A 13,245-nucleotide genomic window follows, 5' to 3' on the forward strand; every position below is an offset into this window, starting at 1 on the left:
TATAAGAGGTTGTTCAAAAAGTCGTTTCTCCTAAAATGCACTATAAGGTGACACCTGTTTTGAAAATGGCCAGCTCACGAACTTCGTTTTGTTCGTTTTGTGTCTTGCGTCCGCTGGCGATGTCGATAATGTCAGCGATAAACTGCTCCAGTACCTCTTGCATCGGCGTCTCCAACACGGTGCCAGCGTTGAAGTCCATCCAATGCTGCTTACGCTTGAACAATTGTTCGTTAGTCGCTACCTTCACCGTTGGCACAAAGCTGCCAAATGGTGTACCGCGGCCGGTAGTGAACAGCACAAGCTGACAATCCGCCGCAGCCAGAGCGGAGGAGGCGACCAGGTCATTGCCGGGGGCTTGCAGCAGGCTCAGGCCTTTCTTGCGTAGCTTCTCCCCATATTGCAGAACGTCAACCACCGGCGCGGTGCCTGCCTTCTGGGTACAGCCCAGCGACTTATCTTCCAGCGTGCTGATGCCACCAGCCTTGTTGCCGGGAGAAGGGTTCTCATATACAGGCTCGCCATAGGACAGGAAATATTGCTTGAAATCATTAATCAGGGAAACGATCTGCTCAAATACTTCCTGGTTCTCGGCACGAGCCATCAGCATCTTCTCGGCCCCGAACATTTCAGGTACCTCAGTCAGAATGGTGGAGCCCCCTTGCGAGATGAGAAAGTCGGAAAAAGCGCCAAGCAGCGGGTTGGCTGTAATCCCTGAGAATCCATCGGAGCCGCCGCACTTCAAGCCGACGTTCAGCTCACTAAGCGGCACCGACTCGCGTCGATCGTATCTGGCTGCTTCGTAAATCTCCTCCAGCAGCTTCAGTCCGGCCTCTAATTCGTCTTCTACCTCTTGGGCAACGAGGAACTTGACGCGATTCTCGTCATAATCACCCAGCCGCTCGCGGAACTCAGCTACAATATTGTTCTCGCAGCCCAGCCCCATAACGAGGACACCACCAGCATTGGGATGCTTGACGATATCCAGCAGAATGCTGCGGGTCATCTGGTGGTCGTCGCCAAGTTGTGAGCAACCATAGGGGTGCTTCAGGACAGTGATATTATCAAATGCCCCCAAATCAGGGTGCTCTGCCTTGAAGGCGCTGATCAACAGCTCGGAGATCCCATTGACGCAACCTACCGTTGGTACTATATAAAGATCATTGCGGATACCAGCCTTACCACTCGCCCGGACATAACCCTCAAAGGTCAAATCACGCTTTGGATAAGTGACCGGCTGTAAATCTGGCACGTATTCATATTGCTCGGTTCCGGCAAGATTGGTCTTGACGTTATGCGTATGCACCCAATCTCCGGCAGCGATATCCAGGGTAGCATGACCGATGGGATAACCGTATTTGATGATATCCTGATCTGCTGCAATTGGCTGCAAAGCCATTTTGTGGCCTTGAGGCACCGCTTCATGAGCAATAAGCTGTAATCCTTGAAATTCCAGACTCTCACCAGCTTCAATCGGCTGCAAGGCTACGGCGACATTGTCGCGAGCGTTCATTTTCATTAATCGTTGCACGGAATTTCGCCTCCCGTTTTTTGTAATACGGCCCGGGCACCCAGGGCATCTAACTGCTGAATGTCTTCTTTGAGCCTGTCAGCAAGGCCCGGAACCGTAGAAAGATCCTGGCCCCACAATTCACTCTTCTGCAAAATAGCTGGAACCAAATTCTCCGGCTGCTTCCATGCTTCATCGAATAGAGCCAATACCTCGGGATTATCCTTGCGCTCCAGACGATCTCCACGATAAGCGAGTAGAAGGGCGGCCAGGGCAAGGGTGATCAGCTTCGGCAAGTCTTCACGTTCGTGCTGGTAGCGTAGGAGTATTGGCAACAAACGGGCCTTGAATTTAGATACGCTGTTTAAGGAGATCGAAGCCAGCTCATGCCGGATAAAAGGATTCAGAAAGCGCTCTCTAACAGTGCGAGCATATTCCGCAAGCTCTGGCTTTGGCAAATCCAGCATCGGAATCAGTTCGTCTTCCAGCAGCCGCTTGACGTATACAGAGAAATCCGGGTCGGTCATCGTCTCTTCAACGGTAGAAATACCAGCCAGCAGTCCCAGGGCAGCCATGGCGGTGTGCGGGGCATTCAGCAGATGGACCTTCCGCTCGCGATATAAGGTCATGTCTCGGGTGAAGACGGCATTGACTCCTGCTTGTCGCAAGGGTAGCCGTTCGGCCACTTCCTCAGGGCCTTCGATGACCCAGAGCAGATAGGGTTCAGCCGTAACCATCAGGCGATCACTGTAGCCCAGTTCTTGCTCCCACGCTGCGGCAGTGTCGTGCGGAAATCCGGGGACAATCCGGTCAACCAGGCTACAACAGAAGGTATTCTCTTGCTGCGTCCAGTGGATAAAATCGTTGCCCAGGTTCCAGTCTGCCGCGTAACGAAGCACGATGTCCCGCAATTGTTCTCCGTTCCGGTCGATCAGCTCACAAGGGATGATGGTGAAGCCCTTCTTGCCGAGTTGAAAACGGCGATAGAGCAGAGCCGTTAGCTTGCCGGGAAAGCTGCTCTGAGGTGCATCTTCCAGACGGTCCTTCGGATCATAGGCAATGCCCGCTTCGGTAGTATTTGAAGTAATGAACTCCAGCGAATCCTGCTCGGCCAAGGCCAGGAAACGTTCATATTCGCCATAAGGGTCCACAATCCGGCTTATACAGCTCATAATCTCCGGCTTACGTACGGTTTGTTCATCCATAATTCCGTTTAGCAGCACGGTATAAAGGTGGTCCTGGTTGTCGAAATGCTCGTTCCGCGGACTGGCCAGCGTTTTGACCATAACGACGCTGCCTTCAAACAAGCCCTGATTGTTCATCTGCTGAACTTGCCACACGGTAAAGGCGCGGAGAAAGTTACCGTCACCGAATTGGATGACACGCTCAGGATAAGAAGGCAGATTAGGGTAAAGAGTGCGGGATAGAATGGTGGACATAGAAATCATCGTCTCCTTTTATAATAGAGTGAGAATAACAGAATGGTGAATGCACACGTGAACATTTTTGAGTAAAAAAACACGGAGTTATAAGTGAAAAATTTCTCAAGAGGTCAATAGGCTCCGAATTGTGCTTAACTAGGACCGAAGGCTATGCTTCCGATGTGTGTTTTTCCAAAACGCTTGAGCCCTCATGAAGCTAGGGACGTAAGTAGCGGAGCTACACGTTTTTGGAGAAAACGATTTCGGAAGCGTACGGGTACGTGAGCAACTCAAATGTTTCTGCAAGAAAGCAACTTTTTGAACGACCTCTTAAAGTTTGGCTACCGAGTGACGGGTCATCAGCCTTGTCGGCACAAATACTTGCCCACCAGTTGTTACATCCTGTGTAGAGTCGCCGTTCTTCGGCTGCATTAATTCAATCAGTGTGCGGGTGCCAAGCTCCCCAATATCAGCCACGGGCTTGCGAATCGTCGTGAGAGCAGGGTTGGTATATCGGGCGAATACGATATCGTCAAAGCCGATAAAAGAAATTTGATCCGGTATCGTGATGTTATGCGCGAAGCAAGCGTTCATCGCTCCAATGGCCATGTCGTCGTTGGCGCAGAAGACCAGCGTTGGCGGTTCGGGAAGGGATAACAACGTCTCCATGACCCGGTATCCGCTATCAATACTATAATCACCATGCACCTGGTAGGCTGTGGGTAGTGAAAGGCTGTGAGAGAGCAGGCTTTCCAGGAAGCCTTGCTTGCGTTCGACGGCTGATTTGAAGCCGGGTTTGCCCTCGATAATCGCTAGTCGGCGATGTCCTTGGGCGATGGCATAATCCAGTGCTTCACGCACGCCCTCGCGATCATTAGCTACCACATTGGCGATGCCCGGATCATCCAACTGGCGGTTAAGCACAACCAGCGGGATCCCTGCACGCTTGACGTGATAGATGAAGGCATTGTCGGCCTCGCTTTGACTCATAACCAGAATGCCGTCGAAGCGTTGGGAGGAGATGCCTTCCAGATGAAGGATACCGTCGATGCCGTGTACAGTAAGGCTGTAATTCTCGTCCAGGGCATGATGAATTCCCTTGATGGCCTCAACCAGAAAGCTGTCCGAAGTTCCCTCATCAATACTGGAGAAGAACAGGCCGATCGTATAGGATTTCTTCATGACCAGGCTTTTGGCGCTGAAATTAGGCACATAGTTCATTTCGGCGGCAATTTTCTCAATTTTGTCCCGAGTCTCCTTCTTGATCAGCGGGTTCCCGTTCAAGGCCCGGGATACCGTGGTGTGGGAGACGCCGGCTACGCGGGCAATGTCTTTAATCGTAATCATAGCATCGTATCTTCTCCAAATAAGCAGAATAGGTTTCACGTTTTCATTTTAAGGCCCAAATTCTAAAAAAGTCAATTAAAATAAACTATGCACACGTAAAAATTAGTTTGTCATTAATTTACTGTAAGCGCTATAATGAGAGTGGTATCTATTGGAAAAAGGGGCAATGGTTATGAATAAAGGCAGGATGTTTTACAAAATCTTTATCCCTATTCTGATTCTTGGCGTAGGTCTCGTCGCTTCATTTGGCAGTTATATTTATTTCAGTACTGTAGGTTCGGTCATCGAGCGGGTGGCCGGAAGCAAGCAGAGTCTCATTACGCAAACAAAAAACAACTTCGAACACAAAATCCAGAGCATCGAATACGCCTTTGATACTTACAGCACAACCACCTCCTTTCGCGAAGTCGTAAACAATCCGCTTACTGCACAGGACTTCATCGCTTACCGCAATGTAAATTCGCAACTGAACTATATCGCCACCATGGGGATGGAGGGGACGGAGTATGCCCTGATCAGCCTGGTACATAACTGGCAGGTGGCTGATGGCCGCCTGACCTTGCTAACCAACGAAGAACGTGCGCAACTCGTGGATATGTATATTAAGCCTGGATCACAAAGTTTGTTCTGGATTCGTACCGATACCGGTATCCGGTTTGTGAATACGCTGCCCGTATTCTCTACTCAAAAGCAGGCGATTGCCCTCTCGGATATCTCCCTGGAAACGTTAGACCAGATGATCCAGACGGAGGAGTCTACCCCAGTGTTTATCCTGAACAAGCAGGGAGACTTGATGTATGAAACGCATCCAGGCCAAGGCCTGCTTAGCGCAGGGGAACTGAAACGGATTGCCGAGCTGGCTGCTGCCGGTGATTCAAATGGGACACTGACTCCGGAGAAGTCGGAAGGCGGCCATTTGCCTGCCAAGCTAATTTACGCCAAATCCAGTTATAACAATTGGACTTATGTGACGGTGCTGGATCAAGAGGAGATTGCGGGAGCGCTGAAAATGACCCGCTTTGGCCTCGTTACGTTAAGTTTGGTATTGACCTTGTTGATCGTCATTGTTGCTTATGTCATTGCTTCCCGTTATACGAAGCCCATTCAGCAAATCAAGCATCGGCTGCCTGGAGATACGCTTCCCGCCGCCAAGAACGAAATCGAGTGGATTATCTCTTCTATCGATACCATTGTCTCCGAGAAGCAAAGCTTAGAGAGTCTCATGGAGGCAGAACGTCCGCAGCTTGAGACGCAGTTGATATTGAACTTGTTCCGCAGCCGGGTCTCGGCCGAGGAATTAGCTCAGAAGCTGAACCGGATTGGATACCACGAGCTGGATGGGTGGCGCTTTGTGACGATGCTCGTTCAACTGGATCATCTGGGTGATCGACAGCCTTCGGACCGGGATTTGCTGCTGCTCGCCATCAATAAGCTGGTGGAGGAGAACATTTCCGCAGATCAGCGAATGCTGCCAATTTTGCTTAACGACAAGACGCAGGCCACCATTCTGATGTTCAAGGGGCAGACGGATCAGGATATTCGCAAGCAGGTATTGGAGAAAGCCACCCTGTTGATGAAGAGCGTCCGTGAATATTTGAAGGCGTCGATCAGCGTTGGCATCAGCGAGATCTACGACAGCTTACTGGATAGCAAGCTGGCATGTGAAATGGGCAAGCAGGCCTTGCATCACCGCCTGAACCTTGGCAAGGAATCGATTATTTTCTACGAAGACATCTCCATGGTCGTGTCCGGCTCTGTACTGCTGCATTATCCGGTAGAGCTGGAATCCCAGCTATTCGATGCCATTCGTTTGGGTGATGAGGAGCAGGTAAGTCAAAGTCTGTATCTGTTGCTCGCTGAAATGATGAAGAAGAACAAGAACTCTATGAATTTCGAGGTTGCCCTCGTGCGATTCGTAAACAATCTGATTCAACTGGAGCAACTACTTGGGATAGAAGTGCTATTAACCCAGAACAACTATGCGCTCTATCATGTGCTGCTCGACACCCGTAATCCCGAGGAAATCGAACGTATGCTGGTTAGCGAGGTCATTTTCCCTATGGTACGGAGCATCAAGGACAAGACAAACCAGCAGTTCCGCAGTCTATCCGAGGAGATCGCTGCCATTGTCCGGGCCGAATATGATCAGGAGCTGTCGCTGGACTATATCGCTGATCGATTGCATTACAATCCCAATTATTTAAGCAGTATATTCCGTAAGGAATACGGAATGACGTTCAGTGAATACTTGATGGGCTACCGCTTGGAAATGGCCAAAAAATGGCTGGTAGAGACTAATATGACCGTGAAGGAAATTGGCGAGCGGCTGCAATATCATAACTCGCAAAACTTTATCCGTTCCTTCCGCAAAAAAGAACATATCACGCCAGGAGAATTCCGCCGGATGAAGCAGGCCAACTAAGGGATGCATGTGAGTTGACGGAAGCTTTCCGCTTAGAGGAAAGCTCCGCGCCCCGGCCTCTGGCTGACTATCCTTTGACCGAGCCAAGCAAAGCGCCTTTGACGAAATGCCGCTGTACGAAGGGATAGGCGAGCAGCATCGGCACGGTGGCGATGACGATCACGGCCATCTTGATGGTTTGCGCTGGTGGGATGACGTCCACTGACGTGTTATCCGCCTGCATGCCGCTGGAGACGATGACGATTTGGCGAAGCAATACCTGGATCGGCCATTTGAGCGAATCGTTAATATAGAGAATGGCATTCATATAAGTGTTCCAGTAGGCCACGCCGTAAAATAAGGAAATGGTGGCGATGGAGGGCAAGGCCAGGGGTAGCATAATTTTGAAAAATACACCAAAATCGGTACAGCCATCAATCTTGGCCGACTCCTCCAGACTGTCCGGAAGTGCCTGAAAGAAGTTGCGCATAATGATCAGATTAAAGGCGTTGATGGCCACAGGAATGATCATGGACCAATAGGAGTCGATCAAGTGAACGCTCTTCACGACGAGAAAGGTAGGAATCATCCCGCCGCTGAACAGCATGGAGAATACAACCACGAAGTTGATGAAATTCCTTCCGTAAAGATAGGTTCGCGATAAGCCATATGCCATCAGAGAGGTCAAGATCATACTGACCACTGTGCCTGCCAGGGTGACACCGATGGAAACTCCCAGCGCTTTGAAGATCGTAGGCGTAGACAGAATGTATTTGTAAGCATCCAGTGAGAAGGTCGTCGGGAACAGAATGAAGCGCTTGGCCACCATCTCTTGGGTGGAGGCGAAGGAACTGGCGATGACATTAATGAAGGGAAGCAAACAGATGAGAGCGATCAGAACCAGAAGCGTGCTGTTAGCAATGGTAAAAATACGGCTGCCGATGGTTGTTTTTTTGCGTAGAGCTTGCGCCATGAAGTGAATCCTCCTCCTAATGGGTTAACGTATCCAGCTTCACCATAACAGGGGTCTGGAATTCCGTATATAATCCGATTCTGAGGTGTTCTGTAGGGGGACAAAACAAAGGGCAGAGGCAGATGCTCATTAGCTTAGCTGATAATCATAGCTTAAGGTCCACAAGCCGCAAAACCCCGATATAAGCTGGACTGAAATCGCTATCATGTAATGATTATATACGGAATACGGGCGGTGCCTTACGCTAAAGGTGCGAGTTACTACACCACCTTGGAGATGAAGGAGGTTACCCCGTGAAAGCATCAGGCACTGTAGTCATCGATCCAGAGCAACTACCCGTGGGGCCGGACCGGAAGCAGAGAATCTCGTCGTTCCGGGCGGGAATACGGCGCAATAAGCTGCTGTATCTTATGATTTTTCCCGGCGTCTTATATTTTCTGGTCTTTAAGTATTTGCCTATGGGTGGCTTAATCATCGCCTTTCAGGATTATCAGCCCTATCTGGGTATTACCGACAGCCCGTGGGTTGGCTTCAAGCACTTTATTCGGTTGTTCACTGAGCCTACCTTTTTTATGCTTCTGCGCAACACGCTGATCTTGTTCGCTATGAACCTGATTTTTTTCTTTCCATTGCCGATTTTGTTGGCTTTGATGCTGAATGAGGTGAGCCGTAAGTGGTTCAAAAATATCATTCAAACGGTGATTTACATTCCCCATTTCATGTCCTGGGTTATCATCGTGTCGATTACTTATGTATTTCTGACCTTGGACGGAGGCGTATTAAATGAATTGATGGCCGCGGTAGGCTTGCCCAAGATCAGCTTCCTGACCTCAACGGAATGGTTACGGACAGTGTATATCGGCCAGATCATCTGGAAGGAGCTCGGTTGGTCCACCATCATCTATCTGGCGGCGATTACCGTCGTGGACACCCAGCTTTATGAAGCTGCGGAGATGGATGGCGCAGGAAGAGTGCGCAAGACATGGCATGTTACTTTGCCAGCGATTCGCCCGGTTATTATCACACTCCTTATTCTGAAAATCGGCAGCACGCTGGACCTTGGCTTTGAGCATATGTACCTGCTGCTGAACTCGTTAAACCGCGAGGTGGCCGAAATATTTGATACTTATATTTACACCGCCGGCTTGAAGAACGGGCAGCTCAGCTTCAGTACAACCGTAGGCTTGTTCAAAGGCTTGGTGGGATTGCTTCTCGTCGTTGGCTCTAACAAGCTGGCGAAGAAGCTTGGCGAGGACGGAGTATATTGACCGATTCGCCGCTAATTGGAATTCTTGCTTCTGCTTTAGTGTAGAAGAGGAAGATATAGAAGAATCGTGAATAAGTGGCCGGAGAGCCGATATGGAGCTGAAACAGCGGGAGCGGTCGCCTTTAAAGCCGGATTTTTACCTTGTAAGGTTCAACTGCTTCCAAAAAATCCGGGTTTAACAGCGAGTGTAAGCCCATATTGGCCGCAGGCTCTTATTATTCACCATTTTATGTAGCTTGCCCATAACAAACGAAAAGGGGAGTTGAAACCATGTCTGCTAGATGGTTGAGAACGGCTGTTGTTTTGCTCTGCGGTGCGCTGCTGGTATCCGCTTGCGGAGGAGGAACGGGGAACGGAGGTTCATCGGGCGCAGGCGGCAACGGGCAATCCGGGGGAGACGGCACTGCGGCGATTGACCTGAATCAGAAAGCTACGATTACCTGGCTCAATGTCCTGCATACTGCTTCCCCACCATCGGGACCGGTACTGGAACAAATTCAAGAGTTAACCAATACGGAAATTAAATTCTCCTGGGTACCGGATGCCTCCAAGGAGGAACGAATCAATACAGCGCTGGCTTCCGATTCACTATCAGACATTGTGACATTGACGATTCTCGACAATTCATCCGTGCGGAGCGCGCTCAAATCAGGCATGTTCTGGGAAGTGGAGCCTTATCTGGACGAATTTCCGAATTTGCAGGCGATTTCCGAGGATACACGCCGTTCAGCTTCTATAGGAGGCAAATTGTATGGAATTCCGCTGCAAAAGGATTTGGCTCGCAACGGCGTAGTCATTCGCAAAGATTGGCTGGATAAGGTGGGCCTTGAAGTTCCGAAAACAACGGATGAACTGATGCAGGTGGCCAAGGCTTTCACCGAGCAGGACCCGGATGGGAACGGAGTTAAAGATACGACCGGGTTCGTGGACCGCAATGATCTTATTTATGGGGCGTTCAAGACCTTGGGCTCCTATTTTGGCACACCAAATATTTGGCAGGTCAGCGAGGACGGCAAGATGACGCCGGAATTTGAGACCGAGGGTTATCTCCAAACGCTAAGTTTTATGAAGGAATTGTATGATAACGGTTACATCAATCAGGACTTTGCCGTGACGGCGAAGACAGATCAACAAGAGAAGTTTGCTCAAGGGAAGGCTGGCATTTATGTTGGTGCCTTGTTCGATAGCAAAAATTTGAAGAATTTGTCCAAAGGCATTCAGGATCATATGGAATTGGTGCTGGTGAACGATATTACGGTGACGGGCAATGACAGCGAACGGGCCATTTGGGCGGCTAATAACGGGATTGGGGGGCTGCTGGCTTTTCCCAAATCCGAGGTGAAGAACGAAGCTGAACTCAAGCGAATTCTGAAATTCGTTAATGATTTGATGAATGAAGAAGTCTACGCACTCATGACTTACGGTATTCAGGATGTGCATTATACGGTGGATGACGCTCAGGCGGCCACGATTATCGATTCTGATGTATGGAAGCAGGAGGTGCAGCCGTTTGCGGCTTCCCGCCCGAAGGAGTCCGGCTTCCAAATTCATGATGCGGATCCGCTCAAGGTCGAAGCAGATAAACTCATTGCCGAGAATGCTAGCTATGCCGTACTGAACCCCGCCTATTCACTGGAATCGGAGACGTTCAATACACAAGGGTCGGAGCTACAGAAGATCATTACCGACGCGACCTATCAATATATTCTTGGCAAGATTGATGCCGATGGCTTCAAGGCGGCTGTAGAGAATTGGAAAAAGTCAGGTGGCAGCAAAATCATTAGCGAATATGAAGCAGAGTATCAGGAAATAGGGAGGGAATAAAGTTGACGCAACAGACAGTTTATACAGCATGGGCCAAAAAAATGGCGGAATCGGTGATGCAGCGTACGCCAAAATTGTATGAGGATAAGGGGTACGGCGGGAAGTGGTCTTATGACTACGGGGTTGTGCTTAAGGGCTTCGCCAATTTGTGGCAGCAAACGGGTGACCCACGTTATTTCCAATATATTCAGGAGAATATGGATCACTTTATCGGCGAAGATGGCAGCATTCAGGGTTATCGCAAGGATGAATACAACATCGATCATATCAATAACGGCAAGCTGTTATTCCTGCTTTATCGAGAGACCGGGGAGGAGAAATATCGGTTAGCGGCCAATCAACTGCGGGATCAATTGCGCACGCATCCGCGGACGTCAGAGGGAGCATTCTGGCATAAGCAGATTTATCCCTACCAAATCTGGCTTGATGGGCTTTATATGGGGGCACCGTTCTATCTGGAGTATTTGCTAGAGTATGAGAACCAGCAAGGGCTGGAGGATGTAACCAAGCAATTTTTGTTATGTGAACGGCATACGCGCGATGATAAGAGTGGGCTGTTCTACCATGCATGGGATGAGAAGCGGGTACAGCCTTGGTGTGATCCGGGGACGGGATTATCTCAGAACTTCTGGGGCAGATCGCTGGGCTGGCTGGTGATGGCTTTGGCTGATGTACTGGAACTGTTACCAGAGACCCAGCCCGACTACGGGGAACTGAAGCGGATGTTCAATGAGTTGTTGGTTGCTCTGCGGAAGGTGCAAGATCCGGCGAGTGGTGTGTGGTATCAGGTGGTGAATATGGGCGGACGGAAAGGAAATTATCTGGAAGCCTCGGCTTCGTCGATGATCGTCTATGCTTTGGCCAAGGGGGAACGTCTGGGTTTGCTGGATGGGAACTGGAACAATGTGCTGGACCATGCGTTCAGTGGTCTGATTGCTGAATTTGTACTGGAGACCAAGGAGGGCTGGCTGAACCTGAACAAGAATTGTCAGGTAGCCGGGCTTGGAGGTGCCGATCAAAGGGATGGCACTTACGCCTACTATCTTAGCGAGCCGATTATTGTTAATGATCAGAAGGGCGTTGGTGCTTTCTTGCTGGCCTGTGCGGAATATGAGGCACTGAGGAAAGGGGAGGCCGCTGGTGCGTAGCATTGTCGATTACGGGGCAAGAGCGGATGGGAGCAAGCTGTCCACCGCAGCGATTCAGCAGGCCATCGACGAGGCCGCTCAGGCTGGGGGAGGGACGGTATACGTCCCTGCCGGTACCTTCCTGACCGGTGCACTGCGGCTGGCGAGTCGTATCGAGCTGCGGCTAAGCCCGGGGGCGGTGCTGTCGTTCAGCACCGATCCTACGGATTATCCGGTTGTATCTTCCCGCTGGGAGGGCGTGGACCGGGAGGTTTACGCTTCTTGCCTGTACGGGGAGGACCTGGAGCAGGTCACAATTACGGGCGGAGGGGCAATTCGCGGGAATGGCCAGCCTTGGTGGGATATGCACCGAAATGCTCCGGAGACGCTAGCCTTCCCTCGGCCCAAGCTGATCAGCTTCGATCGTTGTCGGCGAATTACGATTCGGGATGTGAATCTGACCGATTCACCAAGCTGGACAGTGAATCCGATTCGCTGCTCCGATGTGACAATCGACAATGTGTCCATCCTGAATCCCGCCGATTCGCCCAACACAGACGGAATTAATCCGGAATCCTGTCGTAATGTGCGCATCAGCAATTGCCATATTGATGTAGGCGACGACTGTATTGCGATTAAAGCCGGGACCGAAGATGCATCGGAACGGGTACCTTGTGAAAATATTTCGATTGTGAACTGTACAATGGTTCATGGACACGGCGGGGTCGTTATTGGTAGTGAAATGAGCGGCAGCATTCGGAACGTGACGATCAGCAACTGCGTGTTCCAGCATACAGACCGCGGCATTCGCTTGAAATCGAGACGCGGCCGGGGTGGCGTAGTGGAAGATATACGTATCAGCAACATCGTGATGGACAATGTTATTTGTCCGTTTATTTTGAAGCTGTATTATTTCTGCGGCCCTCGTGGCAAGGAACGTTATGTCTGGGACAAAAATCCGTACCCCATCACCGAGGAGACGCCTTGCTTCCGGCGAGTTCACTTCAGTCATATCACGGCCCGGCAAGTGCAAGCCGCCGCCGGATTTATGTACGGATTGGCAGAACGCTATATTTCGGAGGTCACCTTCACGGACGTAGATATTTCTATGGCGGAGCATCCGACTCCAGGGGTGCCTGCCATGATGGCCGGTATTGAGGAAATGGCAGGGCGGGGATTTTACCTCGGCAATGTACGTGATGTGTCATTCAATCGTGTTACGGTGGAGAATCATGTGGGCCCTGCCTTTTATGTCGAGAATGGGGAAGGCGTTGAGTTCCGTGATTGCGCATCAAAGCACACGAAGCAGCCAGAAAAATTGGTGGAGCAGGTTGAGGTTATTCCTTCCGATGAGCGGGTTAGTCCAAAGTAAGGATGT

Annotated in this window: 9 protein-coding genes; 5 read left to right on the top strand and 4 right to left on the bottom strand. The window is 50.4% G+C overall.

Going from position 1 to position 13,245, the window contains the following annotated elements:
* Window positions 1-40: 40 nt before the first annotated feature.
* The 3 genes from AC1VOR_RS06730 to AC1VOR_RS06740 form a co-directional block, all read right to left on the bottom strand.
* A complete protein-coding gene (locus AC1VOR_RS06730; RefSeq protein ID WP_482616699.1) occupies window positions 41-1,528 on the bottom strand; it encodes a UxaA family hydrolase in 1,488 nt (495 codons plus the stop codon).
* Window positions 1,516-2,946, bottom strand: a complete 1,431-nt coding sequence (locus AC1VOR_RS06735; RefSeq protein WP_482616700.1) for a tagaturonate reductase — start codon at window positions 2,944-2,946, stop codon at window positions 1,516-1,518. Before AC1VOR_RS06735 ends, AC1VOR_RS06730 begins: the two co-directional genes overlap by 13 nt.
* A gap of 312 nt (window positions 2,947-3,258) precedes the next feature.
* Entirely contained in the window at window positions 3,259-4,275 is a 1,017-nt protein-coding gene (locus AC1VOR_RS06740; RefSeq protein ID WP_482616701.1) for a LacI family DNA-binding transcriptional regulator, read from the bottom strand.
* Between the two features lie 172 nt (window positions 4,276-4,447).
* On the opposite strand from AC1VOR_RS06740, the gene AC1VOR_RS06745 reads away from it, so the two are divergent.
* On the top strand, window positions 4,448-6,697 hold the full coding sequence (locus AC1VOR_RS06745) for a helix-turn-helix domain-containing protein (protein WP_482616705.1): 2,250 nt from the start codon (window positions 4,448-4,450) through the stop codon (window positions 6,695-6,697).
* Window positions 6,698-6,764: 67 nt separating this feature from the next.
* Here AC1VOR_RS06745 and AC1VOR_RS06750 read toward each other — a convergent pair whose 3' ends face one another.
* Window positions 6,765-7,649, bottom strand: a complete 885-nt coding sequence (locus AC1VOR_RS06750) for a carbohydrate ABC transporter permease (RefSeq protein ID WP_482616706.1) — start codon at window positions 7,647-7,649, stop codon at window positions 6,765-6,767.
* A 410-nt stretch (window positions 7,650-8,059) separates the two neighbouring features.
* On the opposite strand from AC1VOR_RS06750, the gene AC1VOR_RS06755 reads away from it, so the two are divergent.
* From AC1VOR_RS06755 to AC1VOR_RS06770, 4 genes are all read left to right on the top strand, one after another.
* On the top strand, window positions 8,060-8,917 hold the full coding sequence (locus AC1VOR_RS06755; RefSeq protein ID WP_482617655.1) for an ABC transporter permease: 858 nt from the start codon (window positions 8,060-8,062) through the stop codon (window positions 8,915-8,917).
* A 269-nt stretch (window positions 8,918-9,186) separates the two neighbouring features.
* Window positions 9,187-10,740 carry an extracellular solute-binding protein gene (locus AC1VOR_RS06760; RefSeq protein WP_482616708.1) on the top strand — a complete coding sequence of 518 codons (1,554 nt, stop codon included), beginning with the start codon at window positions 9,187-9,189 and terminating at the stop codon, window positions 10,738-10,740.
* 41 nt (window positions 10,741-10,781) lie between these two features.
* Window positions 10,782-11,888 (top strand): glycoside hydrolase family 88/105 protein, encoded by a 1,107-nt coding sequence (locus AC1VOR_RS06765; RefSeq protein ID WP_482617658.1) that lies wholly within the window; start codon window positions 10,782-10,784, stop codon window positions 11,886-11,888.
* Complete coding sequence (locus AC1VOR_RS06770; protein WP_482616709.1) at window positions 11,881-13,239, top strand: glycoside hydrolase family 28 protein; 1,359 nt, start codon at window positions 11,881-11,883, stop codon at window positions 13,237-13,239. The genes AC1VOR_RS06765 and AC1VOR_RS06770 overlap by 8 nt, the downstream gene beginning before the upstream one ends.
* Window positions 13,240-13,245: the final 6 nt, after the last annotated feature.

The organism is Paenibacillus sp. 1SOY10, from assembly GCF_056836745.1.

Excerpts from the sequence above, each read along its gene's own strand:
- AC1VOR_RS06735 (WP_482616700.1), bottom strand. The coding sequence starts at position 2,946 with ATGTCCACCATTCTATCCCGCACTCTTTACCCTAATCTGCCTTCTTAT.
- AC1VOR_RS06740 (WP_482616701.1), bottom strand. The coding sequence starts at position 4,275 with ATGATTACGATTAAAGACATTGCCCGCGTAGCCGGCGTCTCCCACACC.
- AC1VOR_RS06745 (WP_482616705.1), top strand. The coding sequence starts at position 4,448 with ATGAATAAAGGCAGGATGTTTTACAAAATCTTTATCCCTATTCTGATT.
- AC1VOR_RS06750 (WP_482616706.1), bottom strand. The coding sequence starts at position 7,649 with ATGGCGCAAGCTCTACGCAAAAAAACAACCATCGGCAGCCGTATTTTT.
- AC1VOR_RS06755 (WP_482617655.1), top strand. The coding sequence starts at position 8,060 with ATGATTTTTCCCGGCGTCTTATATTTTCTGGTCTTTAAGTATTTGCCT.
- AC1VOR_RS06760 (WP_482616708.1), top strand. The coding sequence starts at position 9,187 with ATGTCTGCTAGATGGTTGAGAACGGCTGTTGTTTTGCTCTGCGGTGCG.
- AC1VOR_RS06765 (WP_482617658.1), top strand. The coding sequence starts at position 10,782 with ATGGCGGAATCGGTGATGCAGCGTACGCCAAAATTGTATGAGGATAAG.